This window comes from Paenibacillus sp. JT31N11 (assembly GCF_056269285.1).
In genome coordinates, this window is record NZ_JBWDNQ010000003.1 from 631,421 (window position 1) to 657,244 (window position 25,824).

Below are 25,824 nucleotides of genomic sequence, written 5' to 3' on the forward strand. Positions count from 1 at the left end.
GCAAGAGGAGTTCCAATTTACTATAATCGGCCGTCTGCTTATGCTCATCTCAGGCCGTCGCACTTCCTGCACAGCGCGAGGCCGAGTAACTCATTACAAGGCGGTGGCCGCATAAGAGAAAACCTGAAAGGCTCGATAAGGGCTGATGAGCAGCAACCATGCGCAAGGAAGCCTCTATCCATCATGAAGCATTGCGGCAGCCGGTTGCGACATCCTGTATGCGTGAGGTGAGAATGAGTGAGTTTATCCGTGAATAAATATGCCATGGCAGTACCCGCGAAGAAGATATCAAATCGATCCATCCGTAAAAAGCTGCTGCACAGCTGGCAGTTATATGTGCTGATGGCCATCCCTTTCCTCTATCTGATTATATTCAAATACGTACCGATGTACGGGGCGCAAATTGCCTTCAAAAATTATTCGGTCGTCAAAGGAATATGGGGAAGCGATTGGGCGGGGTTGAAGCATTTTGACCGTTTTATCCATTCCTATGATTTCTGGCGCATCCTGAAGAACACGCTGCTGCTCAGCTTTTATAATCTGATGGCGAGCTTTCCCTTCCCCATTCTTCTTGCGCTCTGCCTCAATTATATCCGTGGCGGATTATACAAGAAAACGATTCAGATGGTCACCTATGCGCCTCATTTTGTATCCATCGTCGTCATGGTCGGGATCATCAAGGAGCTGCTTGATCCGCGGACCGGAATCGTGAACAAATTCATCACCGCCCTGGGATTTCCGGCCATAAATTTTATGGGCGAGGCCTCCATGTTCAAATCGATCTTCGTCTGGTCCGATATCTGGCAGCATATCGGTTTCAACTGCATCATCTTTCTGGCAGCGTTATCCGGCATTGATCCTGCGCAGCATGAAGCGGCGGTCGTGGATGGCGCCACCAAATTGAAGCGGATGTGGCATGTCGATTTGCCGGGCATTATGCCGATTGCCATCATCCTGTTGATTCTGAACACCGGGCATGTGCTCGATGTCGGCTTCGAGAAGGTGCTGCTCCTGCAGAATCCCGTTAACCTGACCGCAGCCGAAATTATCGATACCTATGTGTATAAGGTCGGGTTGTCCTCACAGGTGGCGAACTATTCCTACTCAACGGCCATCGGATTGTTTAAGTCGGTTATCAATTTAATTCTGTTATTGACCGTGAATAAAATTGCGCAAAAAACAAAGCAGACCAGTCTATGGTAAAGGAGCGATCATGTGAATCATTCATTTCGTCATGAGTCTGCCCAAGACAAATGGTTTACGATCGTAAACTATACCGTGCTGACTCTGTTGTTTCTCGTTATTTTGTATCCGCTGCTCTTTATCGTCAGCGCTTCGTTCAGCGATTCATCGGCGGTCATCTCCGGCGAGGTGTGGCTGTGGCCTGTCAGGCCGACGCTGGACGGTTATGCCGCTGTTGCGCAGTACAGTCAGGTATGGACAGGTCTGCGGAATTCATTAATCTATACCGTAATCGGGACGCTGGTGAACGTGTTTGTCACCATACTCGCAGCCTATCCTTTATCGCGCAAGGATTTTTACGGCAAAAATACGTTCATGATCCTGTTTATGTTCACAACCATGTTTACAGGGGGGCTGATTCCAACCTATCTGGTCGTTAAGCAGCTTGGCATGCTGGATTCGATCTGGGCGATGATTATCCCGAGCGCCATGTCGGTATGGAATGTCATCATCACGAGGACCTATTTTCAAATGACGGTTCCCGATGAGCTGCTGGAGGCCGCCCAATTGGATGGCTGCAGTGATTTTAAATTCGTCTGGAAGATCGTCCTGCGGATTTCCGGTCCCATCATTGCCGTTATTGCCTTATATTATGCGGCTGCCAATTGGAACCAGTATTTTAATGCGATGATTTATTTGAAGCATCAATCGCTTTATCCTCTGCAGCTGGTGCTCAAGGACATCCTGATCGGCAATGATGTCGATACGGGCATGCTGTCCGGAGATCCCGAGGATGCGGCGCGCCGGGAAGCGATGCGTGTGCTGCTCAAATATTCGCTGATTGTCATTTCCTCGGTTCCGCTGCTTGTAATTTATCCATTTGTGCAAAAGTATTTTGTCAAAGGCGTTATGGTTGGTTCATTAAAAGGATAATGGGGGCGAATGGCTTGAAGAAGAAAACAATCCTTGGCATGGCATTATGCGTGATCATCATGGCAAATATTCTTGGCGCTTGCAGCAATTCCGGCAACAACAGCAGCGGTTCTGACAATAACGGCAATAGCAGCGGGGCAAGCGGCTCTGCCGTATCGGCTGCAGATCAGTTTCCGATCACTAATGAGAAAATAACCCTTCGAATCATGACCGGCGCCAATGCATCTGTTGAGGATTTTGCCACCAACGAATTCACCAAATATCTGGAAGAAAAAACAAACATTCATATTGAGTGGGAAGTCGTTCCCGCAAGCTCAGTCTCCGAGAAGCTGAATCTGACGCTCGCGAGCGGCGATTTGCCGGATGTTCTTATGAGCATGGGTGTCACCAATGAGCAGCAGGTGCTGTACGGCCAGCAGGAGGTTTTCCTTCCGCTGAACGATTACATTGAAAAATACGGGGTAAATACAAAAAAAATGTTCGCGGAAAGTCCGCTTGTCGAAGGCGCAATTACGACAACGGACGGCAAAATCTACGCTTTGCCTGCTCCAAACGAATGCTATCATTGCTCCATGCGGCAGAAAATGTGGATCTATCAGCCTTGGCTCGACAAGCTGAATCTGAAGATGCCGACGACCACCGAAGAATTCTATAATGTGCTCAAGGCCTTCAAGACGCAGGATCCAAACGGAAACGGCCTTGCCGATGAGATTCCATTCTCGGGAGCTCCGCTCCCCAACCAGTCGTCTACATTAACGACCAGCGTGGAACACTTCCTGATGAATTCGTTTACGTATGCACCTTATTCACGAATCTATATCAATGACGAAAATAAGATTGACGTTCCTTACAATAAAGATGGCTGGAAGGAAGGAATGAAATATCTGCATAAGCTGTACGCGGACGGGTTGATGGACCCGCAGGCTCTGACGCAGGATGCCACCCAGCTGGTGCAGCTGGGCGAGAACCCGGATACGGTTATTTTCGGCGCTGCTTCCGGCCCTAATATGAGCGCAGTGACGCAGTTGAACGGCGCGAGCGGAAGATGGCTGGATTATGTAGCCGTACCGCCGCTCAAAGGACCTGAAGGCGTACAGCTTACGCAGTATGATCCCTACCAGATAGCAGGCGGCGCATTCGTGATCACGTCGGCCTGCAAAAATCCGGAAGCGGCGTTCCGTCTGGCGGATGCCCTTTATGACCGCGAAATGACGCTTCGCCTGGATATCGGCGAACCCGATGTAGACTGGAGATGGGCCAAGGACGGAGAAATCGGTCTGAACGGCGAGCAGGCGGTATACAAGGATATGTCGAGCTTTGGCGTCACGCAAAATAAAAATTGGTCGCAAACCGGTCCGAATTACCGTCCGAATTCTCTGCGCCTCGGAGCAGTAGCCGACCCCGAAAATCCGCTGGACCCGATGCTGTACAAGGAAACCAAGGAAAAGTACGAGCCTTACCGTGTCGATGCCAAGATGGTGCTGCCGGCTCTCTTCTTCACAACGGATCAAACCGAAGAGATTGCCGATCTGTCCAAGACGTTATACGACTATGTGAGTGAGATGGAGGCCCGGTTTATTACAGGCAATGCGGATGTTGATGAACAGTGGGAGAAATATATATCCACGCTCGACAGCATGAATCTGCAGCGTTACCTGGAAGTCTATCAGGAAGCCTACGATTCCAACAAACAGGCTGCTTCATAGAGTGCGGGTGAAAGGGCGACCACTGCGCATGCGGATCGTCTTACGATCGCTGTTGTCCCCGGATTCCTTATTATATAAGAGATTTAGCGGTAGAAATCCGGAAACAAAGGCGACCACTAACGTTTCTCCAGATCGATTCCGCCCGCTCCGCTGCCTATTTTTCACCTGTGAAATTTTGAGGAACAGTTCTCTTAATAAATCGGATAAACCTAGCGCTGCGCGGCTCGAACCTTCTAAAACAGGGATGATGCGCAGCGCCCTGTTTATTGGGTTCTTAAATCCGGAGGAGAAGGAAGGAATTTACAACATGTCTTATGATGCTTATACAATACCTGATTATTGGAAATGGTTTACCGAAAGCAGATATGGAATGTTTATCCATTGGGGACCTTACGTCCAATATGGCCGGGGGGAGCAGGTGCTGTTCCGGGAACATCTGGATCATAAGGAGTATGCTGAGCGTGCATGCAGCTGGAATCCAGAGCATTTTGATCCAAAGCTGTGGGCCGCAACCGCCAGGCAGGCGGGCTTTAAATACGCCTGTCTGACTACCCGGCATCATGACGGGTACTGCTTGTGGGACAGTGCCTACACCGATTATTCCAGTGCGAAGCAGGCGCCGAAACGCGATTTTGTCAGGGAATTTGTTGATGCCTTCCGGGCGGAAGGGCTGCGTGTCGGACTTTATTATTCCTGGATTGACTGGAGGCTGCCCGCTTATTTTGACGGTCCGCAGAAGGACCCGGACGGATGGGGCCAGGTGCGCGATTATCTTCATAATCAGGTGAAGGAGCTGCTCACGAATTATGGACAAATCGACCACTTCTTCTTCGACGGGGTGTGGCCCCGCAATGCGGATGATCTGAAGAGCGTTGAGCTTGTAGAAAGCATGCGCAGGCTGCAGCCTCATATTTTGATTAATAACCGGCTTGGTTATTCCGCCAGTCATGATGCGTTCCGGGCCGACGGCGGCGTAGGAGCGGGCGATTCGGATAAGCTGGGGGATTTCGGAACGCCGGAGCATCTCATTATTCCGGATAAACGGCGACTGTGGGAATCCAATCAGGTGACCACCTGGCGCCTGTGGAGCTATACGATCGGGGAGCGGTGGCGTCCGGCCGACTACCTGCTGGATATGCTTTGCGAATGTGCAGAGAAAGGCGGGGACAACGGCGGCAATCTGCTGCTGAATGTGGGTCCGATGCCGGACGGGCAGCTTCCTCCTGAGTTTGTTCAGCGAGCGCTTGAGATCAGCCGTTGGCTTGAGGTGCATGGCGAAGCGGTATACGGCTCCGATGGCGGTTCCGTAACGGAATTTATCACACGCGGCCGCCAAACGACGCGCGGAAATAATCTGTATCTGATTATCCGTTTCTGGGATGGAAGACCGCAAATGCGGCTTGCCGATCTGACCACTCCAGTCAGATTGGTCACGCTGCTCACAACCGGGCAGGAACTGGCATTCAGACAGGACGGCGATGTGCTCTGGATCGAAGGTCTTCCCGTCGAACGTCCGACCAAGCTGTTCCCGGTCATCCGCATCGAATGCGAAGGGGAGCCGGAGGCAAACCAATGGGGTAAAGAAAGGCTCTGGGAAGGAGATCCGGCCCGCATAGCGGAATGGGCGCTGACAAGAGGCACATCGGTGTATGCGGATGGCAAAGAGCGGTAAAGGAAGGGAGAATCGGGAACACGCAAGAAGAAGAGCTGCTGGGACTGGGAGCGCGTGTTCCAGAGATAAAACTGATGGCAGGCGATCCGCTTGTGGTCGATTTCGCAATGGAGGTATCGCCGGATGAACCGTTTGTCATCAGTCTGCAGAAGGCGGCAGCAGAAGACTATCGGGGCCCCTTACGGTTCCGACACCAGCAAGCTGGTCCGAGCGGGCATGCCCTCTGTTGTATTCGGCCCTGGCGACCTTGCGCAGGCCCATACCCGCGATGAATAGGTGGATATCGATGGAGGTCGCTCTCGCAGCGGCTATTTTGGCGGATACTGTGATGAATTTCAGGAGGGAATAGGCAATGAAACTTACTAAAGTTGGCGTTATCGGCGTTGGGACCATTTCCGAGCTTCATCTGAACGCATACCGAAATAACCCTTATACCGAGATCTATGCGATCTGCGATCTGAATCTGGATCGTGCGCAAGAAGCAGCTGACAAATACGGCGCTTCCAGGGTCTACACCGATTATAAAGAGCTGCTGGCAGACCCGGAGCTTGATGCGCTCAGCATTTGCACCTGGAACAATACCCACGCGCAGCTGAGCATTGTCGCCATCCAAGCGGGCAAAAAAGTGTTGCTGGAGAAGCCGCTCTGCCGCACCGTTGAAGAAGCGGGCCGCATTCAGGAGGCAGTCAGGCTATATGACGGTTTGCTCCAGATCGGATATGTACGGCGTTATGACCGTAATGCGATGCTGGTGAAGCAGTTTGCAGACCGGGGTGAATTCGGCGATTTTTATTATGCGCGGGCTTCAAGCATCCGCCGTATTGGCAATCCTGGAGGATGGTTTGCCGATAAGGAGCGTTCCGGCGGCGGTCCCGTTATTGATATTGGGGTTCACGTTATTGATCTGTGTTGGTATTTGATGGGTAGGCCGAAGGTGAAATCAATCTCTGCCAATGCTTACCGCAAGCTGGGCAACCGCTCGAATGTGAAGCATCTGACCGCTTATAAAGCAGCTGATTATGATGCAGCCAAGAACACGGTGGAGGATATGGCCAATGCGCTCATCCGTTTTGAGAACGGTGCTTCTCTGATGTTGGAGGCGAGCTTCACGCTGCATGCAAAAGAGAACAAGACCAGCATTACCCTGTTTGGCGACAAGGGAGGGGTGGAAATTGACCCTGCACTCTCGATGGTAACCGAAAAGTATGATACGATTCTCAATATAACGCCGCAAACGGATCATCCCGGCTTTCATCTGGATTCCGCTTTTCAGAATGAAATCGATCATTTTATTGACTGCGTCCGTGAGAAACAAACCCCGATCAGCCCGGTGGAGGACGGCTTGGAGATGATGAAGATTTTATGCGGTATTTATGAGTCGGCTGAAAAAGGGGAAGAAATCAAATATTTACAATAGGAGGAGATAGCTGTGAAAATCGGTGTCAGCACGTACAGCCTGTGGCAAGCGGTCAGGAAAGGCGAAATGACGGTGCTGGATGTCATTGACTGGATTGCCGCCGAAGGTGGCGAGCATGTGGAAATTGTGCCGCTTGGTCTTGATTTTGCGCAAACGCCGGAGCTTGTCGGTCAAATCGTGGAGCGCGCCAAGGAAGCGGGCATTGCGATTTCCAACTATGCGGTAGGGGGCAATCTGGCTGCGCTTGATGACCAGGCCTTCGAGCAGGAAGTCCGGCGTTTGAAGGGGGAAGTGGACATTGCACGCAGCCTTGGCGTCAAGCTGATGCGCCATGATGTCGCTTCGCATCCGGATACATCCATGAGCCATTTTCTGAAGCAGCTGCCGCGGCTTGCGGAGGGCTGCCGGCAGGTCGCGGATTATGCGGCAGGGTTCGGAATTACGACAAGCGTGGAGAATCACGGCTATTTTATCCAGGCAAGCGATCGTGTGCAGGCGCTTATTCATGCGGTGGACCGGCCGAATTTCAAGACAACGCTGGATATCGGCAATTTTATGTGCGCGGACGAGGATCCGGTATCGGCGGTGAAGAAGAATCTCCCTTTTGCTTCCATGGTGCATATTAAAGACTTTTATCTACGTCCCTCTTACCGCGATCCCGGCGAGGGCTGGTTCAAGACAGCGTCAGGCAATTTCCTTCGCGGCGCCATTGCGGGTCAAGGCGACATCGACATTCCGGAGGTGCTGCGAATTGTGAAGGAGTCCGGCTATGACGGATATATCTCCATAGAATTTGAAGGCATGGAAGAGTGCCGGACCGGCACCCGCATAGGGCTGGGCAATGTGAGAAGACTGCTGGCCTAGAAGGCTTGTGATTTTCTGAAAGAGCATTTTGTCAGACTATTTCACCACGCCTTTAGACAGAGGTATAATAGCATATACTTGATATAAGTTTAATAGTAAGAAATAGAAACAGGCGTGCTTCCAAAGCGCGTCTGTTTCTATTTGTATGGAATTCATTGGGTCAGGATAGGGCTAGCCTCCAACTTGTTTACCTTAAAATGGCACCCAAAGAAGGGGGATATCCCGCCTGTGGCGAATTAAAGGGTCAATCCTTAGCGATGAGGTGGTGACGAGATTTGTTTTTTTACCCAGTCGTCCTGCCCATGGTTTTTTTGCTATGGAAATTTACAATCAGAAGGGAGGTAAAGTTCCAAAGCTGTAAGCGGATAATCAAATCTGGCAGGAAAGGATGAATCCTCATGCGGTTTCGGTTTCGGCATCTGCAATCGATCGTTATTCAGCTGTTTTTGTTTTGTTTTATCGGCATGACGCTTCCTGTACTTGTAATGGGCTTCCTGTCCTATAACAAATCCTCGGCTATTGTGGAGGAGCAGGTCAGCAAGGTGGCGTCCCTTACCATCACGCAGGTCAGCGACAAGCTGAATCTGTTCTTCAAGAAGCTTGACGACTCCTCCATGATGGTGCTCAACAGCAAGCTCATTCAGGAGGTATTGGAGCAAAAGCCGGAGACCACCCCATACGAACTCAATGAGATGGTGAAGAACGGCAAAGAGCTGCTGACATCCATTATGATCAATTCCACGGAAATTCTCGACATCTACATCTTCGATGTAAAACGCAACAATTCCGTGTTCAGCGGAGATTCTCTCATGTCCGTCCCCGATCAATGGGATTCCGACTGGTATGAAGCCATTCTGAAGGCGAACGGCAATACGGTCTGGTTCGGACTTTCGCAAACCTCGTACCTGAAGAAAACGGAAATGGGCTTTCCCGTATTCGGGTTGGGCCGCGCCATCCGCAGCTGGGAGACGGGGGAGATCATCGGCGTGATGTTCTATGAAATCATGGCCGATCTGCTCATTGACGAGCTTGATCGTGTGCAGTTCGGCGATACCGGCTATATCTATGTGACCAATGACGAGAACCGTTATTTCTATCACCCCGACCCGGCGGAATACGGACAAGCCTCAAGGATCGAGCTGCCGGAGAAGATGCGGGAGAGCGATAGCGATAAGAAGAAAACGCTGGTTATTCCCGAGAAGCTGGATAACGGCTGGCATGTAGTCGGTGTTGTTCCGCTGAAGGAGCTGACCGCAGACTCTGCCAGTATCCGCAATTTTACGCTCTGGATCGCTTTGGGCTCCATCGTGCTTGCTGTAGGCATGGGGGTATTCGGAATCCGCAAAATCGGCAATCCGCTCGTTAACCTCAGCCGGCTGATGAAGAAGGGCGAAGCCGGGGATCTGACGGTCAGAAGCGGTCACATCGGACGAAACGAAATTGGCCAGCTGGGGCGCAGCTTCAACAAAATGATCGGACAGATCGCGCTCTTGATCGAGCGTATCTCGGAAGAGGAATCGGAGAAGAAGAAGGCGGAAATCCGCGCTCTGCGCTACCAGATCAATCCCCATTTCTTGTACAATACGCTGAACTCCATTCGCTGGATGGCCAAGCTCAACCGCACGAATGATGTGGATAATGCCGTTACGACGCTTGTTCAGCTGCTGGAAGGGAGCCTGGAGCGGGGAGGCGTATTCGGCACCATCGGCGGTGAGCTTGAGCTGCTGGAGAAATATATGATTATCCAGGAGTACCGGTACGAGAACAAGATTGAGCTGTATACCGACTGTCCGGAAGAGCTGCTCGACGTTCCGATCCCCCGCATGCTGCTGCAGCCGATCGTGGAGAATGCCATCTTCCACGGGATTGCTCCCAAGGATGAGAAGGGGACGATCGCCATCCAGGTGCAGCAGCTGGGAGAGGATCTGCTCATCCGGATCAAGGATGACGGAGTCGGCATTGACAGGGAGCGGATCAGCCAACTGCTGATCAGCAGCAAGGAGCGTACGACGAAAGGGATGACGAGCATCGGGCTGCGGCATGTGGATCAAACGATCAAGCTGTATTACGGTAATGCCTACGGGGTAAAAGTGGCCAGCGGAGAAGGGGAAGGCACTTCGGTGCTGATTACGTTCTCGCGGAGAAAGGAGGATAAATATGTGCAGAGTGCTGCTCGTTGACGATGAATTCATGGCCAGGGCCGGACTTCGCGCCACGTTCGATTGGGAGGGAAACGGCTACCGGCTGGTGGGCGAAGCCGCAAACGGCATGCGTGCGATGAAGTGGCTCGAGAACGGGGAAGTGGATATTCTGATTACCGATATCGCCATGCCGGTGATGGACGGACTGGAGCTGACGCGCCGGGCGCGGGAGCTGTGTCCCTGGGTCAAGGTTCTGCTGCTCAGCTGCCATAGCGATTTCGATTATGTGCGGGAAGGGATCAGGCTGGGCGCGTCCGATTATATCCTGAAACCGACATTGAACGCCGATTCGCTCAAGACGATTCTGGACCAGATGCGGGTGAAACTCCGGGAGGAGCAGGCGAACCGGGAGCTGCTCGAGAAGTATCGGGACAAGCAGCTTGCCGAGCAGCAGGAAGAGCTGGAGAAGCTGTTGATTAAGGCCGTTCACGGCAATGAGGAGGCCTGCGCTTCGCTGATAGTGAATCTGACGGATATTCCGCCTCGTTACGTCATGGCTGTCCTTCAGGTCCATGGCATCAAGCCGCATTCTCTGGAGTCTGAAGTCCGGCTAAGCCGGGGGATTGGATCAATGAAAACCCTTTTGTATGAAAGGCTGGAAGCTCCCGCTGCCGCCGCAATCCACCCGGATCTGCTGATAGCGGTTATTCCTGAGCGGGTATTGTCAGCGGGGCGGGCGGAGGAGGTTGTCGGCCAAGCCGTCCGGGGCGGGGAGCTGGCCGATGATGTGTATGCGGCTGGGATCAGCCGGCTGCATGGGGATTTGCGGGAGCTTCAGGCTGCTTTTGCGGAAGCGCAGCAGGCGCTCGAGGATACATTCTTTTACGGTCCGGGCAGCATCGTGATGGCGGAGGAAAGGCCTCAGCCAGCTTGCCAGCCTCTTCCCGATCATGGCGACATTATGCATCTGCTCAAGGAAGCGTTGGCTGTGGAGAATCATTCCGAAGCCTTGCTCCAGCTGAAGCGGATCACCGGCCATTGGAGCCGCCAATTCAAGACGAAGCAGCAGGTCATTGTTGAAGCCGAGCAGCTGCTCAGCCTGCTCACGTTAAGCAAGCATAACAATACGGCGATGGTGCATCATATCCGCAAGCTTAGCAAGCTTGATTTTGCGGCAGATATTGCGGAGCATGTGGAGGCCTGCTTTAGCAGCATGCCGGTGACGAATGATTCCGGAATTCCGGACACCACGCTTCACGGGCGGATTGTGATGCAGGCGGTGCAGTTCATGACGGAGCATTTCACCGAGGCGATTTCCCTGCAGCAGGTGGCGGATGAAGTCAATGTCAGCCGGAATTATTTCAGCGAAATGTTCAAGAAGGTGACGGGGAAGAACTTTATCGATTATCTGATTGCCTTGCGAGTCAACAGGGCCAAGGAGCTGCTGGCGGAGTCAACGCTGAGAGTCTATGAGGTTGCGGAGCAGTCGGGCTTCAACGACGTCAAGCACTTCAGCAAGCAGTTCAAGAAAATTGTCGGACTCTCGCCGGGTGAATATCACGGACAGCCCCATAAACCGGGAGGACAAGCAAACAGCGGAAAACAAGACACGTTATCGGAACAAAACCCGTTTTCTTGAAAATTCTCGTATTTTATAATAAAAGCGCTTCCATTAGTAGAAGTGGCGGCATGGGTAGACAATTTAAAGGAGGAATTCGTAATGAAAAAGCAAAAATGGTCGCTGCTGGCTCTTGTTCTTACTCTATCGATTCTGCTGCAGGCTTGTGCGGCAGGCAATGAAGAAGCTCAGACCGAAGGGGGAAATACAGCGCCGCCCAAAGGGGAGAAAGTAAAAATTACCTGGGCGACATGGGGGAATCCTGGCGAATTGACAAGATTTCAGGAATTTACCAAGGATTTTAACGCCAAGCATCCTGATATTGAAGCCGAGCTTATTCCGATTCCCGGCGAATACGATCAGAAAATCCTGACGCAGCTTACGGGCGGCAAGGCGCCGGATATCTTTTATGCGGGTGATGCCTTCATCGTAAAGCTGATTGAGAATGGCAGCATTGAAGAGCTAACACCCTTGATGGAAGTGTCGGACAGCACGCTGAAGAAGGAGGATTACTACGAAGGACTGTGGGGCGCAGCGCAGCGCGACAACAAAATTTACGGCATCATGGTGGACTGTAATCCCATGGTTCTCTGGTATAACAAGAAGGTGCTGAAGGATGCAGGAGTCACCGATATGCCTGCAGATCTTCAGGAGAAGGGCGAATGGACGTGGGACGCATTCAAGCTGATGACAGAGAAAATCCGCACAACCGGCAAATACGGCTATGTGCTGGATAATTCCTGGAACAGCACCCACAGCTGGGTAACCGCTAACGGCGGTAAAGTATATGACGAGTCTGGAGCCTATGTCGGCAACTCCGATCCCAAAGCAAAGGAAGCCTTCCAGTTCCTCTATGATAACGTGAAGGCCAAAAATATTACTTTCTCAGGTACACTTCCCAAAGGCCAAGGCGGCGATGCCATGTTCATGTCCAATCAGGTCGGATTTGTCGGGGCCGGACGCTGGTACCTCCCGCTGTTCAAGAAAAATGCCAGTCTCGAATATGACGTGGTAACCTGGCCGACCAATACAGGCAACAAAATTGAGCCAGCCGGTATTCCCACTGCTTATATGGTGTTGAATAAAGCTTCCAAGCAAAAAGAAGCATCCTACAAGTTCCTGACGGAGTTCGTCAGTAAAGAAGGCCAGATCTATCGCCTGCAGGGCGGCGGCAACGCTGTTCCGTCCGTCAAAGGAGCGGACGATGTGGTACTGGAAGGCAATCTGCCGGAGCATGCGAAGCTGTTTCTCGATGCACGGGAAGTCGGTTATGCACTGACGCCTGCCGAAGCCGGCATTCCAGGACTTAGCACGGACATTAACTCCCGTTTTGAAGCGCTTTGGCTCAAGAATGAGGATCTGGATACGGCCATGCAGGAGATTCAGGATCTTGCCAACAAAAAAATCGACGAATATAAGAAGAAATAAGGCCAGCAAAAGAAAGTTGGGATGACGATGGATGTGAATACCAGGCAAACACAGGCAGCAGGCACCATAAGCCCGGAAATTGGCCCGCACCGGCAGCCCTTGAACAACAAGACGACGGACGGCTTCTGGGGATACTTCTTCATTTTCCCGCAATTCGTCGGGCTGCTCTGTTTCTCGCTGCTTCCGCTCATTATGGCATTTGTGCTGAGTTTGATGAATTGGGATGGCTTCGGAGAGCGGTCATTTGTCGGATTGGATAACTTTATCTCCCAATTCAAGGATGAAGAATTCCGGATCGCCATTGTCAATACGCTTTATTACACCCTGCTGACGGTGCCGACCGGCATTCTGCTGGCTCTGCTCGTCGCGATCGGACTCAACCGGGTAAGGGGAAAAGTGCTCTACCGGCTGATCTATTTCATGCCGAACATCACGATGTCGGTTGCGGTAGCCGTCGTATTCATGTGGTTGTTCAACGCGGATTTTGGGCTCATCAATCTGTATTTGAAGGAATGGTTCGGGATCAAAGGGCCGATGTGGCTGACGGATACGCATTTTGTTATGCCGTCCATTGCTATGCTCAGCATCTGGATGGGGCTTGGCGGCAATATGGTGCTGTTTCTTGCGGGTCTGCAGGGCATATCGGCAAGCTATTATGAAGCTTCCCAGATTGATGGAGCAAGCAAGTGGCAGCAGCTGCGCCATATTACCATTCCTTTGATCTCGCCGACCACCTTCTTTGTCACCATCATGTCGATCATCGGTTCCTTTCAGGTATTCGACCAGTCCTTCGTCATGACCTCAGGAGGGCCGGCCAAGGCCAGCTATACCATTGTGTTCCATATTTATGAGACCGCGTTTGTAGACTTTACATTTGGCAAAAGCACGGCGGCGGCGGTAATCCTGTTTCTGATCATTTTGTCGCTGACACTGTTTCAAATGGGCATATCCAAACGCTGGGTGCATTACGAGGACTAATAGATTCGGTAAGGAGGAGCAACGATATGCAGCTAAAAGGCTTCCGTATTTCCACCCTGGCGCTCCATCTTGTGCTGATTCTGGGGGCTTGCGTGATGGCACTCCCTTTCGTCTGGATGGTGCTTAGCGCGCTGAAGGATTTATCGCAGGTATTCATCGTGCCGCCGAAGTGGATTCCAAGCCCCTTCGTCTGGTCCAACTTTAAGGACTCTCTGACGGCGCTGCCGTTTGGCCGGGCATACTTCAACAGCTTCTATATTAATGTGATCGTCGTTCTGTCGCAGCTGCTAACCTGTTCCATGGCCGCTTATGCGTTCGCCAAGATCCGTTTTCCCATGCGTGAGCCGCTGTTTCTGATGTTTCTGGCCACCATGATGGTTCCCGGACAGGTTACGATTATTCCGCTGTATCTCATTATGAAGAACATCGGCTGGCTGGATTCCCATCTGTCGATCATTGTTCCCTCTGCTTTGCTGAATGCCTTCGGGGTGTTTCTCCTCCGCCAGTTCTTTAAGGGCATTCCCAAGGAAATGGAAGAGGCGGCTATCGTGGACGGGGCCAACCGATGGACGATTTACTCGCGGATTATGCTGCCCTTGATCAAGCCGGCATTGTCGGCATTGGGGATATTCACCTTCCTCGGCATGTGGAACAACTTCTTTAATCCGTTAATTTTCCTCAACAGCCCGGATAAGTTTACCGTTCCGATGATGCTCAACCTGTACAGGGGCATGTACGCGACGGACTGGACCCTGATGATGGCGGGAGCAGCGATCGCGCTTATTCCGGTGCTTATTGTCTATATCATCGGGCAGCGGTATATTATTGAGGGCGTAACGCTTTCGGGCATCAAAGGCTGAAGTTTTAAATCGCAATCGGAAGCAAGGGGCCCTCCACGGGGGCCCCTTTTCCGGTTGCAGAGGAAGTGATGACAGAGCAGCACCATACTGGAGGACATGCTTATCGCAGCTCTTCTTTTGGTCATAAAATATCTGTTATAATTAGGTATTCAATTGTCCAAGATCAGAGGTCTAATTAGGGTGGTGTTTCAAACGAAATATCAGTGGAGAATCACAAAATACAACCCGATATTCAGAAATGGATTGTGGGCTGGTTATTGAGGCTTTTTTGCAGGGCAGCAGCGGTGCTTGTAAATCATACCAGTTATCACAAAAGGGGGAGTTAAGCGCCATGCGTCATGATCAATACTATTCCATCGGCCAGGCGTCGAAGATTTGCGGCATCTCCGTGCAAACATTACGTTTCTACGACAAGATCGGTTTGGTGAACCCTGGTCATATTGACCCCTCCACCGGTTATCGCTATTACGCCAATTCCGAGATTCTCGTGATTAAAATAGTTCAGGATATGAAGGCGCTGAATTTCTCGCTTGATGAAATAAAAGCAGCCATGACCAGCGACAGTCTGGATGGCCTGTTGGAAAAGCTGGAAGCCAAGCGCAGGCAAACGGCAGCAGAGATTGAACAATTAGCGAGAATTGTAGAATCGATAGATAAGCGAAAGAATCAGATCGGATACCTCAGAGAGCTGGGGAGCGGACTTAAGAATCTTGATGTGCTTGTGGAGTTGAAACGGCTTCCCGATCAATATATTTTGTATGATCGAAGGAGATCGGCTTGCGGCATGGAGGCTTCGATTGTTCAGTTTACTGAACTGTTCCAAAAAGCCGAAGCCTGCGGATTGGTCCCGAACCGGCTGCTGACCATCTATCATGAGAATATCATGACCTTCGACCGCAATGATTCCGATCTTGAATTTTGTATGTCTACCGATTCTCCGGGAGCTCAAGTGCCGGAAGCTTATACCCGGATTATTCCCGGAGGCGAATATATCACCGCACTCTACTGCGGAATTCCTAACGAGGAATCCTGCAAGCGCGTCTATCTTAAATTGGTGGAGTGGATGGAGAGGAATCACTATAAAGAGAGTGGTCCTTCTATGGAGCAGTATCTGGTGGATATGGCCCAAATGATGAAGCCGGATGAATTTATCGTGGAGCTCCAAATACCTGTACGAAAAGTATTGACCCTATAGCTGCTATAGGGTTTATTCTTTTTTTGACCAGTCCAACAGATTTAAGGAGGAGGAACATACGATGAATGTAATACTGGGAACGGGACCGCTCGGCATGTCCGTCATGAGAGAGCTTGCCGCTTGCGGGGAACCGGTCACAATGGTCAGTCAAAGCGGGAAAGCGGCGGTTCCATCCGGAGTGCGCGTGGTGAAGGCGGATTTCATGAACAAGGATCAGACCAAGGCGGTTATGAAACAAGCGAAAGTCGTCTTTCAATGTGCGCAGCCTCCGTATCAGAAATGGGAACATATGTTCCTTTCTTTCCAGGATCATATTGCCGCCGGCGCTATGGACGCGGGAGCGAAGCTTGTCGCTGCCGAAAATGTATATATGTACGGGCAGGCAGGCGGAATCATGCATGAAGAGCTGCCATACGCCGCCGCAACAAGGAAAGGAAGGGTCCGGGCGGAGATGTCCCGCCGGCTGCTGCAGCTGCATCAGGAGGGCAAGCTCCAGGTGGCAATGGGAAGAGGGGCGGATTTTTTCGGGCCGGACGTCCACAGCTCGTCGGTGGGCTTGCGGTTCTTCCAATCCATCGTGAAAGGGAAACCATGCACCGTCCTGGGAAATCCCGATAAGAAGCACACATATACGTTTATTGACGATTTTGGCAAGGCGCTTGTCGCATTAAGTCGGGATGAGGGCGCATTCGGGCGTGCCTGGCATGTGCCGAATGCTGACACTGTCACGACACGGGAGTTTGCCGCAGCCGCCTATCGGCTTGCGGGATTTCCTGCCGCTATCCGGTCCATGGGCAAAGGCATGCTTCGATTAGGCGGTCTGTTCCTGCCGGAAGCGCGGGAAAGCATCGAAATGCTGTACCAGTTCGAGCAGGATTTTATCGTGGACAGCAGTTCATTCACCAAACGGTTCGGCTTGGCTGCCACGCCCTTGGAGAACGCATTGGCACAGACGCTGGCATCCCCGCAATTAAGAAGATGATCGACAGGAGAGTGTGATAGTTTACAAATTATGGCGATAAATGATAAAGTGAAGAAAGCCGATGAAGCAAAAAAGATCAACAGTACATGCGGAATGCCCTGTTTGGGGCATTCCGTTTTTTTTCACCGCATCAAATGATCCCGGGCAGCCGATATATGAATTAGACAGGATCATAAAGAGAAGAGGCACTTCAAAATGGGCATGACAAACAATCAGACAGCCGTCCCTCACTATTTGAAGCAATTCTCGTGCATCGGCAGCAGCTGCGAGGATACCTGCTGCGCCTGGTGGGGCATCAGCATCGACAAGCAGAGCTATAACCGCTACCAGACGGTAACCCACAGCGGGATGAGAAAGAAGCTGAACGACCATTTGACCGTCAAAAAAAATGGCAGTGCCCAGGATTACGCGGAAATGCAGCTGAACCCCGAAACCGGGAACTGCTCCATGTTGGATGGGGGATTATGCACCATTCAAGCGACATTGGGGGAAGAGTATCTGTCGCAAACCTGCCGGACGTATCCGCGGGTCGTGAATCAGGCGGGGGCTGCGACGGAGATGTCTCTGCAGCTCTCCTGCCCGGAAGCGGCCAGAGTCATTTTGCTGGATCGCCAGGCGATGGATTTTGAAGAAGCGTCCCCGGGAGATCCGGGCATACTTGCATTCAGGCATGTAACCAGCAGCGGTCATGACGAGAAGAAGCGTGATTATTATTTGCCGCAGATTCGCGGGATGATGATGGAAATTATCCGCTACAGGCAGTTCAGCCTGCCGCATCGTCTGATCCTGCTCGGTGTGTTCTGCGATAATGTCAATCTCATGATGGAGGAGAAGAAATTCAGGGATATTCCCGCTTTCCTGCTGGAATTCCGGCATGAGGCTGCCCACAACGAAGAGCTGCTGGATTATAACGTTTTTCCGGTCGATCCTACTTTTCAGCTGCAGTACCTGAACAACTACTTGATGGGGATTCTGGAGGATACGCTATGGAATACCCGGTATCGGGAATGTATGAATGATTATACGAGGGGGATGAAGGCCACAGACGCATCGTTGGAATCGATCCTGGATGTATACACGGAATCATATGAACAGTACACCGCCCCTTTTCTCGACAGCAATCCGCAAATATTGGAGAACTATATATTGAACGCCATCTACAGCCGCGTACTGGGCGAGATGTCGCAGGGCATTCCGGTTTTTGACTGCTACAGGATGCTGATTCTTGATTTTGCCATGATTAAGCTGCATCTTATCGGTATGGCCTCTTATCACAAGGAGCTTTCCAGGGAGCTGGCGGTCAAGCTGATCCAGTCCTATACCAAAAATTACGAACATGCTTCCCTGTTTCATAAGAAGATACTGGATGATTTGAGAAAGAAAGACTATGATAGTCTGGGATATATGTGTCTGTTTATCAAAAATTGAGTCCATTCCCCGCTGAATATGTCCTATGAGGGAATCCATTTCTTAATGCCAAAGCCTTATATGAAATGGATTCGAGGGTCAAACAAATTTTGGGAATTAGTATGATTGTCCATCACGGACAGGCTTTTCGCAGTGCTATAGTGAAAAAAACAAAGAGCTTGATCAGGACTCTCTCTTTGTTTTTTCATCCTCATGCTTCGACAATATAAATAGGGGAGGGACAAGTTATGAAGATCAAAATGTTGGCAGCGGCCTTCATTATGATGATATCGCTCGTGTGGCATCCGGGGTTTTCGACGACAACGGCAGAAGGTGCTGAATCAGCCCGGATCCCTTATCTGATCGAGCTTTCCCGGTTCGGGATTTATAATAACGGGACACATCCGGTAGAGACGACGAAGGGAATCAACGCCGCACTGCAATGGGCTCACCAGAACAATATTCAGGCTGCTTCGCTGCCTCCGGGAAAATACCTGATCGACAAGAACAGTCGGATCAATATGGTAGGGAACATGCGCTTCGAGCTGCCAAGCGATGCAGTGCTCCAGAAGGAGACCAACGGACGCGAAGCCTACGAGATCATGTATATCGGCTATGGGGCCGATAATGTAACGCTCAAGGGCGGAACCTACCGCGGTGACAAAGATACTCATGATTATACGAAAAAAGACAATCCGTATACCTCAGGGACACATGAGAGCGGATACGGCATTCAGACCCAAGGAGCCATTAACCTGACCATCGACGGCATCAAAGCGATTAACCTTACGGGCGACGGTCTGGCTCTGGGCGGGAAAAATACGCTGGTCAATGACCTGTACGAAGGAAATTTCGTCTCAGGAGGAATCGACGACCTCGGCCGTCCAGTCACGGATGCGAAAAAAATCAGAACGAAGGCGCAGCTTGATTTCTCCAATCCGATTTTCAAGACAGAGCGTCAGTTCGAACTTGCCAATCCGGTTAATTTGCCGAATGTTGTCGATTTAGTTTTCTACAATGCAGCCGGCGGTTTTATCAAAAAGCTGCCAAATGTGAAAATGCGTGATCTGATTGATATTCCGGCGAAGGCCAGTTCATTTCATCTGGTCTATGCCAAAGCGGGCACTAAAGGCGCTTATATGGAGTTTTGGAACCGCGCCTTGACCCGCAATGCGCTCGTCACCAACTCGGAATTCGCCTTTAACCGGCGCCAGGGCATTACTGTCGGCGGCGCGGATAATGTGACCATCAGCAAAAATATCCTTCATGATATCAAAGGCACCGCACCGCAGTCCGGCATCGATGTGGAAGGCGGCTTCGGCGAGAACGGCAACCGGAACAGCAATATTAATATTAAAAACAATCGATTCTATAATAATGCCGCGTATGATGTTATTCTCTATGATGGCCGTGATGCGGTAGTGGAGGGCAATGAACTGGGATCCAAGGGAGCGATAGGCCTTGCGGTATCAGAGCCGTTCACGGGGGCGCGGGTGATCAACAATCATTTTGACGGCTCGCGTATATCCGCCACCAACGATGCCGCGTTCATCGGCAATCAAATGAACGATTCCTACACGTATTTTGAGGGTCCGAATATAACGATCGACGGGATGGTGCTGAAGGATTCCCGGTTTGCGGTAACGTCGAAGGTCCCGTTCGGGGTCAGCGTTTCGAATATTACGATGTACAACAATAAGAAAAGCGATTCGGGGTTAGCGGTCTGGGGTCAGCCAATCCGCATCACGAATATGACGATTCATGGCGAACCGACGCTGCGGGCTGTAGTAGGGGGCGCGGTTGGCAGTATTTTCGACAATTTGAAGGTGCTTGGCTTCAATTCCGAATACGGGCTCTCGCTGCCGCCGGGGACCTACAACGGTTGTATGCTTGAAGGGGCGGAAGGCGGCAAATTCGGCTCAATTCAAGCCGTGGCCGGCGGCAAGTATGTTTTTGACAAATGCACGTTTATCTCCAATTCCACAGTCAATACGAATTTTCTGGGCGAGCATCCGCAGCTGGATCTGACAATCAAAAATTCCGTATTCAAGGTTCGCGGCAACTCACAGGCGATTAATGTTCAAGCCGCGGCGAATGTCACGCTTGAGAACAATTCGATTACGGCCGACAAGCTGACGAGTACAAGTATGGAATTGATCAAGCTGAACGATTACTGGAAGCGCGGCGATCCGTTCGATATTTTGAAAGCCTCCGTTGTTGGCAATCGGGTTGTTTCGAATATTGCGGCAGTAGGCATTTCCACCGTCAATGCAGGCGTTGGCGCTCCGGCCTATACGATCAAGAACAACAGTCTGCACGCCGCCATCCTGTCGCTCAAGAGCAACGATAAGGCATCCGGCAACACCAAGTCATGACCGCAGGCATCGGCTGCCGCTGATTAAGCGGATCAGGACCCGGTTCGAGGACCGCCAGTCAATGTCAATACGGTGATTTCCGGCCGGCACCAGAAGCGGACGGGATAGGTGGAGACGCCTATCCCACGATTGGTGTAAAGCGTTAATTTTTTCTCATCCCCGAGTACATACAACCCATCCGGATATTTGCGTGCAAGCTCAGGTGTAAAAATGGCGCCGAAGTGGGGTAGACGCACTTGTCCGCCGTGGCTGTGTCCTGACAGCTGAAGATCGACCTTATATTTTAGCGCCTCATCCGCCATATCCGGTTCATGGGCAAGCAAAATGGTGAACGGCTCTTTTCCGTTTGGCGGGAGAGCCGTATCAAAATCGTGGCTGCCCCGCAGGACATCGTCAATTCCCGCAATCCGCAAAGGCTGCCCTTCGTGCCCGATCGGCTCCCAGCTGTTGTTCATCACCCGAAAACCGCCGTCCTCCAGAATCGAGGTGACAACCTCCGCGCCTGCCGTATAATCATGGTTTCCAAGCACGGCCCATTTGCCAAGAGGTGCCTTCAGCTGGCCCAGCAGACGGGAGCATCCCTCTTTGCTTGATCCCACCGAATTATCATAGAGATCGCCTGTGAAGCAGAGCAGATCAGGCTGAAGCTCCCGAAGCTTTGCAACGAGACCCTCCATCCGGTCCAGACCGTAATGAAAATCCAGATGGACATCGCTGAAATGCACAATCCGCAAGCCTTCGTATGAGCCAGGCAGATTGCGAAAGGCCAGTTTTTTGTTTACAATCCGGATCAGCCGCGGCTCCATATACCGCGTATAGCTAAAGCCCGCAATCGGGGCTGCGAGCAAGGCGCCGAATAATAATCCGCTTTTTTTGAGGAAGGTACGCCGTGTTATATATCGTTCTGTTTTCATATGAACTCCTACTAGTATCTGATTTACTAACATTATAGCAAATATAGCCTGAGAAGCTTGATATGTTCGTTATAAAGAACTACAATGATTGTATTGCAAACGGCGAGGTGATGCAAATAACAAGCAGGCGCGTGCTTGCGGTCCAGCCGCCTCGACATTAACAAAGATGAGGGAGATTCCTATGATTGGAGACCGGATAAAAAGTCTGCGGGTAAAAAAAGGCTACTCTATAACAGAGCTTGCCGACCTTGCGGGTGTTTCCAAATCTTATTTGAGTTATATCGAACGAAATGTGCATAATAATCCTTCGCTTCAGATGCTGGCCAAAATTGCCGCTCCTCTGGATACCAGCATTGAATTCCTGCTGGAGGACCGCGACCAGCCGGGGCTTCAAATGGATGATATTCTGGATGAAGAATGGAAAACGATCATCCGCAAGGCTGTCAACGAGGGCATGAGCAGGACGGATATGAACGAAACCAAGGATCTTATCGTGCTTAAGAAATGGAAAGAACATAATGTGGATGCCTGTCTCCATATTAACAGGTATAACAAAACATCCACTTTTATTGTGCTGCATATTAATTATGGTTAATTAGTCGCATTGCTGTATTGACATGTTCTATATAAAGAACTAATATGGAGTCATATTGTTCTTTATAAAAAACAAAAGCAAAGAGCGGGTGACCTGATGGAAGCGGAAAGGCTCGGAAACGGGAGCGCTAGAAGAACACCGGGAAAAGAGATTAATCTGAAGGCTTTGTTTGTCGTCATTCGAAAGCGCCTGTGGATTGCTGCCGCATCGACGGTATTATTTTCGATACTGGGTTATGCCTACCATTCCATTCCTGAAACACCTCTATACAGCGCCGCATCGAGGATTATTATCGGGGCAGACAGCCCGGAAACGATGAGCACCCTGAAGGTTATGATAAGAGAACCGATCGTATTGGATGCAGTCATCAAGGATATTGGCATTAACCGCTCTCCCGGGGCGTTAAGGCAGCAGATTGGCGTCACCGCGGTGGAGGGCTCTTCAATTACAATCATTTCCGTCGCAGATGCGGATCCTGCGCTTGCAGCCGCTCTTGCCAATTCTGTCGTTCGTGAATTCACGCGGCTTGCTGGTGAAACGCTGAATTTTACTTCGATAAAAGTATTGACGGATGCGCAGTCGCTTGCCAATCCTGTGCCGATCAATCCCAAGAGCAACCGGATTCTGTATGCCGCCTTCCTGGCTGGTCTGGCCATTGGAATCGGCCTGATCTTCCTGCGGGATTCATTGGACGACTCCTTGAAATCTGAACAGGAAATCGAAGAAGTGCTGGGCCTGCAGGTACTTGGACAGGTCTCGAGAATGAAGGTGCGGAAGCTGCCTGGCAAGCAAAAGCAGAAGAAAAGTTTAGCGCTGCGGGGTGAAACGATTGGATCATAAACGAAATAAACCGGGAAAACATGCCGTGAGCGCCTGCCTGATCAGCTATCTTCATCCTCATTCCGCTTCTGCGGAGCAGTATAAGGCAATACGCAATAATATCCGTTATGCCTCCAGGGGAAAAACGGTCAATTCCGTTATTGTCACATCGCCTTCGTCAGGAGAGGGCAAAACAACCGCTGCCGTCAACTTGGCGGTATGCATGGCACAGCAGGGAGAACGCGTGCTGCTGGTGGATACGAATATCCGGAAGCCTGTCCTGCAGCATGTCTTTAATCTCGAGACGGCAGCCGGATTAACGAATGTACTGGCCGGGCAGGTGGATCCGGAACAGGCAATCCACCATACGGAGATCGACAAGCTGGATCTGCTTCCAAGCGGTCCCCTGATGTATCAGTCCATCGAGCAGCTGGACTCCAAACGGATGGCTTTGGTTCTGGAGTATGCGAAGGGCCATTACGACAAGGTAATTTTCGACAGCGCTCCGGTTCTTGGCCACCATGATACAAATGCGCTGGCTGCCAGATGCGACGGAGTCATTCTCTTGTTCACAAGCGGCAAAACCAGACAGGACAGAGCGCTGGAAGCCAAACGTTCTCTGGAGTTTGCCGGAGCGACGATCATCGGTGCCGTGCTGAACAGAAGCTGAAGGAGGCTCTGCTTCTTATCCTTCTGTCAGTGTGAACCGTCGTTCGTTATAAAGAACATCAAGCGGCAGTGTAAACAAGGTTAAATCTCTTGGCTGTTAGAGATTTACCTATAGGGTTTTCATTTAATGGGAAGACCCGATAGGTAAGCCCTCTAAACAATGGGAATAACAATCAGCGGCTGAGACTTGTCGGCTGTACTAATCGCATGGAAAGGGTGAACCTGACTTTGACCTATCGACAACGGCTATTTTTCTTGATTTTCATGGATTCCTTTATTGTAATGACAGCCATTTTCTTCAGCCGCTTTCTTGTTAGCGCCACATTAAACGTATTTACGGTTCCAATCATCAGCAGCTCCATTGTGCTGCTTCTGAGCCATCATGGATTCGCCTTTCTCTACAAGCTGTATAAGAAGGCATGGGAGTATGCCAGCTTCGGGGAGCTGCTCAATATTGCCAAAGCGATTACCTTGTCGATTGTGACAGCAGCCTGCATCCAGCAGATCCTCTATTATGATGTCTATTTCCGGCTGCTTGGGGTGACCTGGATGCTGCATATTCTGCTGATCGGCAGCTCTCGCCTTTGCTGGCGGCTGCTGCGGGATACCTATATTGGACAGCAGGGGGACCGTAAACGCACGCTTATCATAGGAGCGGGGTCCGCTGGGACGATGGTGGCCAGGCAGCTGCTCGGCAGCATGGACAAAGAGCTGATGCCTGTGGCGTTTATCGACGACAACGCGAAGAAGCATCATCTGGATATCCTCGGCCTTCCCGTCATTGGCGGCATTGCGGCTATTGAAGAGAAGACCCGGGAGCTTGCCATTGACCATATTGTTATCGCGATACCTTCATTGAATAAAAATCAGCTCAAACGGATTATTCGCGAATGCGCCAAGACGACGGCCAAGACGCAAATCATCCCCATGCTGGAGGATCTGGCGACCGGCAAGGTTTCCGTCAGTCAATTCCGGGACGTGCAGGTGGAGGATCTGCTCGGAAGGGAGCCGGTGGAGCTTGACATAGACAGCATCTCGGAATATGTCACGAGCCGGGTGGTGCTGGTGACCGGTGCCGGAGGCTCCATCGGTTCGGAAGTATGCAGGCAAATCTCCCGCTTCCACCCGGACAAGCTGATTCTCCTCGGTCATGGGGAGAACAGTATCTACACGATTGAAATGGAACTGAAGGACATGTTCGGGCAGACAGATATTGAATTCATCACGGAAATTGCGGATCTGCAGGATGCGGACAAAATGATGTCGGTCATGAATGCCCACCATCCGCATGTGGTATACCATGCCGCTGCGCATAAGCACGTTCCCTTGATGGAGCGCAATCCGGAGGAAGCTCTTAAGAATAATATCATCGGCACCTTGAATGTCGCCAAGGCGGCAAATCATTATCGTGTCGGCACATTCGTCATGATTTCTTCGGACAAAGCGGTTAACCCGACGAGCGTCATGGGCGCGACCAAGCGGATTGCGGAGATGGTCATTCAGCATATGGCCCGGTACAGCACCACCCGTTTTGTGGCCGTCCGCTTCGGGAATGTGCTGGGCAGCCGGGGCAGCGTAATCCCGCTGTTTAAGAAGCAGATTGAGCAGGGAGGGCCGGTAACGGTTACCCACCCGGATATGGTGCGTTATTTCATGACCATTCCCGAAGCTTCCAGGCTGGTCATTCAGGCCGGAGCGCTTGCCAAGGGCGGGGAAATATTTGTGCTGGATATGGGCGAGCCTGTGAAAATTATGGAGCTTGCTAAAAACGTCATCCGCATGTCGGGCTACACGGTGGAGGAGATCGGCATCCGTTACACGGGAGTCAGGCCGGGAGAGAAGCTGTTCGAGGAGCTGCTGTCCGCCGGAGAGGTTCATGAGAAGCAGGTCTATCCGAAAATTTATGTGGGAAAATCCTCCGAAGTAGACTTCGGCGACATTGAGAATCTGCTGGCGATTTACCATACCCATACCAAAGCGGAGCTGAGGCAAATGCTGCTGGATTTCGCGAATCATAAAATCGCCGTCCCGGAGCTGCTGTCCGTATCCGGTTAACCTGAAGATTGGTA

Annotated in this window: 21 protein-coding genes; 20 read left to right on the top strand and 1 reads right to left on the bottom strand. The window is 51.2% G+C overall.

What is annotated here, in order from left to right; translation table 11 throughout:
- The first annotated feature begins 264 nt into the window (after window positions 1-264).
- From AC0YNV_RS15475 to AC0YNV_RS15550, 16 genes are all read left to right on the top strand, one after another.
- Window positions 265-1,203, top strand: a complete 939-nt coding sequence (locus AC0YNV_RS15475; RefSeq protein ID WP_475768942.1) for an ABC transporter permease — start codon at window positions 265-267, stop codon at window positions 1,201-1,203.
- A gap of 12 nt (window positions 1,204-1,215) precedes the next feature.
- Window positions 1,216-2,115 (top strand): carbohydrate ABC transporter permease, encoded by a 900-nt coding sequence (locus AC0YNV_RS15480; protein WP_475768836.1) that lies wholly within the window; start codon window positions 1,216-1,218, stop codon window positions 2,113-2,115.
- Window positions 2,116-2,129: 14 nt separating this feature from the next.
- The gene (locus AC0YNV_RS15485) at window positions 2,130-3,821 is read left to right on the top strand and encodes an ABC transporter substrate-binding protein (RefSeq protein ID WP_475768837.1); all 1,692 of its coding nucleotides are present in this window, start codon (window positions 2,130-2,132) and stop codon (window positions 3,819-3,821) included.
- A gap of 307 nt (window positions 3,822-4,128) precedes the next feature.
- A complete protein-coding gene (locus tag AC0YNV_RS15490) occupies window positions 4,129-5,493 on the top strand; it encodes an alpha-L-fucosidase (RefSeq protein ID WP_475768838.1) in 1,365 nt (454 codons plus the stop codon).
- A gap of 123 nt (window positions 5,494-5,616) precedes the next feature.
- Window positions 5,617-5,769 carry a hypothetical protein gene (locus tag AC0YNV_RS15495; RefSeq protein ID WP_475768839.1) on the top strand — a complete coding sequence of 51 codons (153 nt, stop codon included), beginning with the start codon at window positions 5,617-5,619 and terminating at the stop codon, window positions 5,767-5,769.
- 76 nt (window positions 5,770-5,845) lie between these two features.
- Complete coding sequence (locus AC0YNV_RS15500) at window positions 5,846-6,910, top strand: Gfo/Idh/MocA family protein (RefSeq protein ID WP_475768840.1); 1,065 nt, start codon at window positions 5,846-5,848, stop codon at window positions 6,908-6,910.
- A 12-nt stretch (window positions 6,911-6,922) separates the two neighbouring features.
- Window positions 6,923-7,774, top strand: a complete 852-nt coding sequence (locus AC0YNV_RS15505; protein WP_475768841.1) for a sugar phosphate isomerase/epimerase family protein — start codon at window positions 6,923-6,925, stop codon at window positions 7,772-7,774.
- A 398-nt stretch (window positions 7,775-8,172) separates the two neighbouring features.
- The gene (locus AC0YNV_RS15510) at window positions 8,173-9,954 is read left to right on the top strand and encodes a sensor histidine kinase (RefSeq protein ID WP_210038029.1); all 1,782 of its coding nucleotides are present in this window, start codon (window positions 8,173-8,175) and stop codon (window positions 9,952-9,954) included.
- Complete coding sequence (locus tag AC0YNV_RS15515) at window positions 9,932-11,554, top strand: response regulator (protein ID WP_475768842.1); 1,623 nt, start codon at window positions 9,932-9,934, stop codon at window positions 11,552-11,554. The genes AC0YNV_RS15510 and AC0YNV_RS15515 overlap by 23 nt, the downstream gene beginning before the upstream one ends.
- 81 nt (window positions 11,555-11,635) lie before the next feature.
- Complete coding sequence (locus AC0YNV_RS15520) at window positions 11,636-12,961, top strand: ABC transporter substrate-binding protein (protein WP_475768843.1); 1,326 nt, start codon at window positions 11,636-11,638, stop codon at window positions 12,959-12,961.
- A 99-nt stretch (window positions 12,962-13,060) separates the two neighbouring features.
- Window positions 13,061-13,939, top strand: coding sequence for a carbohydrate ABC transporter permease (locus tag AC0YNV_RS15525; protein ID WP_379114105.1), 879 nt, complete (start codon window positions 13,061-13,063; stop codon window positions 13,937-13,939).
- Window positions 13,940-13,965: 26 nt separating this feature from the next.
- Window positions 13,966-14,799, top strand: coding sequence for a carbohydrate ABC transporter permease (locus AC0YNV_RS15530; protein ID WP_210038026.1), 834 nt, complete (start codon window positions 13,966-13,968; stop codon window positions 14,797-14,799).
- Window positions 14,800-15,130: 331 nt separating this feature from the next.
- Complete coding sequence (locus tag AC0YNV_RS15535; protein ID WP_475768844.1) at window positions 15,131-15,994, top strand: MerR family transcriptional regulator; 864 nt, start codon at window positions 15,131-15,133, stop codon at window positions 15,992-15,994.
- Between the two features lie 61 nt (window positions 15,995-16,055).
- The gene (locus AC0YNV_RS15540) at window positions 16,056-16,976 is read left to right on the top strand and encodes an NAD-dependent epimerase/dehydratase family protein (RefSeq protein WP_475768845.1); all 921 of its coding nucleotides are present in this window, start codon (window positions 16,056-16,058) and stop codon (window positions 16,974-16,976) included.
- Between the two features lie 195 nt (window positions 16,977-17,171).
- The gene (gene fliB, locus AC0YNV_RS15545) at window positions 17,172-18,404 is read left to right on the top strand and encodes a flagellin lysine-N-methylase (RefSeq protein ID WP_475768846.1); all 1,233 of its coding nucleotides are present in this window, start codon (window positions 17,172-17,174) and stop codon (window positions 18,402-18,404) included.
- A 227-nt stretch (window positions 18,405-18,631) separates the two neighbouring features.
- Window positions 18,632-20,758: a right-handed parallel beta-helix repeat-containing protein gene (locus tag AC0YNV_RS15550; protein WP_475768847.1), complete on the top strand. Its 2,127-nt coding sequence runs from the start codon at window positions 18,632-18,634 to the stop codon at window positions 20,756-20,758.
- A 32-nt stretch (window positions 20,759-20,790) separates the two neighbouring features.
- Here AC0YNV_RS15550 and AC0YNV_RS15555 read toward each other — a convergent pair whose 3' ends face one another.
- The gene (locus AC0YNV_RS15555) at window positions 20,791-21,672 is read right to left on the bottom strand and encodes a metallophosphoesterase (protein ID WP_475768848.1); all 882 of its coding nucleotides are present in this window, start codon (window positions 21,670-21,672) and stop codon (window positions 20,791-20,793) included.
- Window positions 21,673-21,853: 181 nt separating this feature from the next.
- Here AC0YNV_RS15555 and AC0YNV_RS15560 point away from each other — a divergent pair, with 181 nt between their 5' ends.
- The 4 genes from AC0YNV_RS15560 (at window position 21,854) to AC0YNV_RS15575 (ending at window position 25,810) form a co-directional block, all read left to right on the top strand.
- Entirely contained in the window at window positions 21,854-22,267 is a 414-nt protein-coding gene (locus tag AC0YNV_RS15560; protein WP_210038020.1) for a helix-turn-helix domain-containing protein, read from the top strand.
- Window positions 22,268-22,363: 96 nt separating this feature from the next.
- Entirely contained in the window at window positions 22,364-23,107 is a 744-nt protein-coding gene (locus AC0YNV_RS15565) for a YveK family protein (RefSeq protein WP_475768849.1), read from the top strand.
- Window positions 23,097-23,756: a CpsD/CapB family tyrosine-protein kinase gene (locus AC0YNV_RS15570; RefSeq protein WP_475768850.1), complete on the top strand. Its 660-nt coding sequence runs from the start codon at window positions 23,097-23,099 to the stop codon at window positions 23,754-23,756. Before AC0YNV_RS15565 ends, AC0YNV_RS15570 begins: the two co-directional genes overlap by 11 nt.
- A 227-nt stretch (window positions 23,757-23,983) precedes the next feature.
- Entirely contained in the window at window positions 23,984-25,810 is a 1,827-nt protein-coding gene (locus tag AC0YNV_RS15575; protein WP_475768851.1) for a polysaccharide biosynthesis protein, read from the top strand.
- The last annotated feature ends 14 nt before the right edge of the window (window positions 25,811-25,824 follow it).

What these genes read in the sequence shown, in the direction of transcription:
- fliB (WP_475768846.1), top strand. Translation starts at nt 17,172, where the DNA reads ATGGGCATGACAAACAATCAGACAGCCGTCCCTCACTATTTGAAGCAA.
- AC0YNV_RS15540 (WP_475768845.1), top strand. Translation starts at nt 16,056, where the DNA reads ATGAATGTAATACTGGGAACGGGACCGCTCGGCATGTCCGTCATGAGA.
- AC0YNV_RS15495 (WP_475768839.1), top strand. Translation starts at nt 5,617, where the DNA reads ATGAACCGTTTGTCATCAGTCTGCAGAAGGCGGCAGCAGAAGACTATC.
- AC0YNV_RS15510 (WP_210038029.1), top strand. Translation starts at nt 8,173, where the DNA reads ATGCGGTTTCGGTTTCGGCATCTGCAATCGATCGTTATTCAGCTGTTT.
- AC0YNV_RS15475 (WP_475768942.1), top strand. Translation starts at nt 265, where the DNA reads ATGGCAGTACCCGCGAAGAAGATATCAAATCGATCCATCCGTAAAAAG.
- AC0YNV_RS15500 (WP_475768840.1), top strand. Translation starts at nt 5,846, where the DNA reads ATGAAACTTACTAAAGTTGGCGTTATCGGCGTTGGGACCATTTCCGAG.
- AC0YNV_RS15555 (WP_475768848.1), bottom strand. Translation starts at nt 21,672, where the DNA reads ATGAAAACAGAACGATATATAACACGGCGTACCTTCCTCAAAAAAAGC.
- AC0YNV_RS15550 (WP_475768847.1), top strand. Translation starts at nt 18,632, where the DNA reads ATGAAGATCAAAATGTTGGCAGCGGCCTTCATTATGATGATATCGCTC.
- AC0YNV_RS15490 (WP_475768838.1), top strand. Translation starts at nt 4,129, where the DNA reads ATGTCTTATGATGCTTATACAATACCTGATTATTGGAAATGGTTTACC.
- AC0YNV_RS15515 (WP_475768842.1), top strand. Translation starts at nt 9,932, where the DNA reads ATGTGCAGAGTGCTGCTCGTTGACGATGAATTCATGGCCAGGGCCGGA.
- AC0YNV_RS15560 (WP_210038020.1), top strand. Translation starts at nt 21,854, where the DNA reads ATGATTGGAGACCGGATAAAAAGTCTGCGGGTAAAAAAAGGCTACTCT.
- AC0YNV_RS15530 (WP_210038026.1), top strand. Translation starts at nt 13,966, where the DNA reads ATGCAGCTAAAAGGCTTCCGTATTTCCACCCTGGCGCTCCATCTTGTG.
- AC0YNV_RS15520 (WP_475768843.1), top strand. Translation starts at nt 11,636, where the DNA reads ATGAAAAAGCAAAAATGGTCGCTGCTGGCTCTTGTTCTTACTCTATCG.
- AC0YNV_RS15565 (WP_475768849.1), top strand. Translation starts at nt 22,364, where the DNA reads ATGGAAGCGGAAAGGCTCGGAAACGGGAGCGCTAGAAGAACACCGGGA.
- AC0YNV_RS15535 (WP_475768844.1), top strand. Translation starts at nt 15,131, where the DNA reads ATGCGTCATGATCAATACTATTCCATCGGCCAGGCGTCGAAGATTTGC.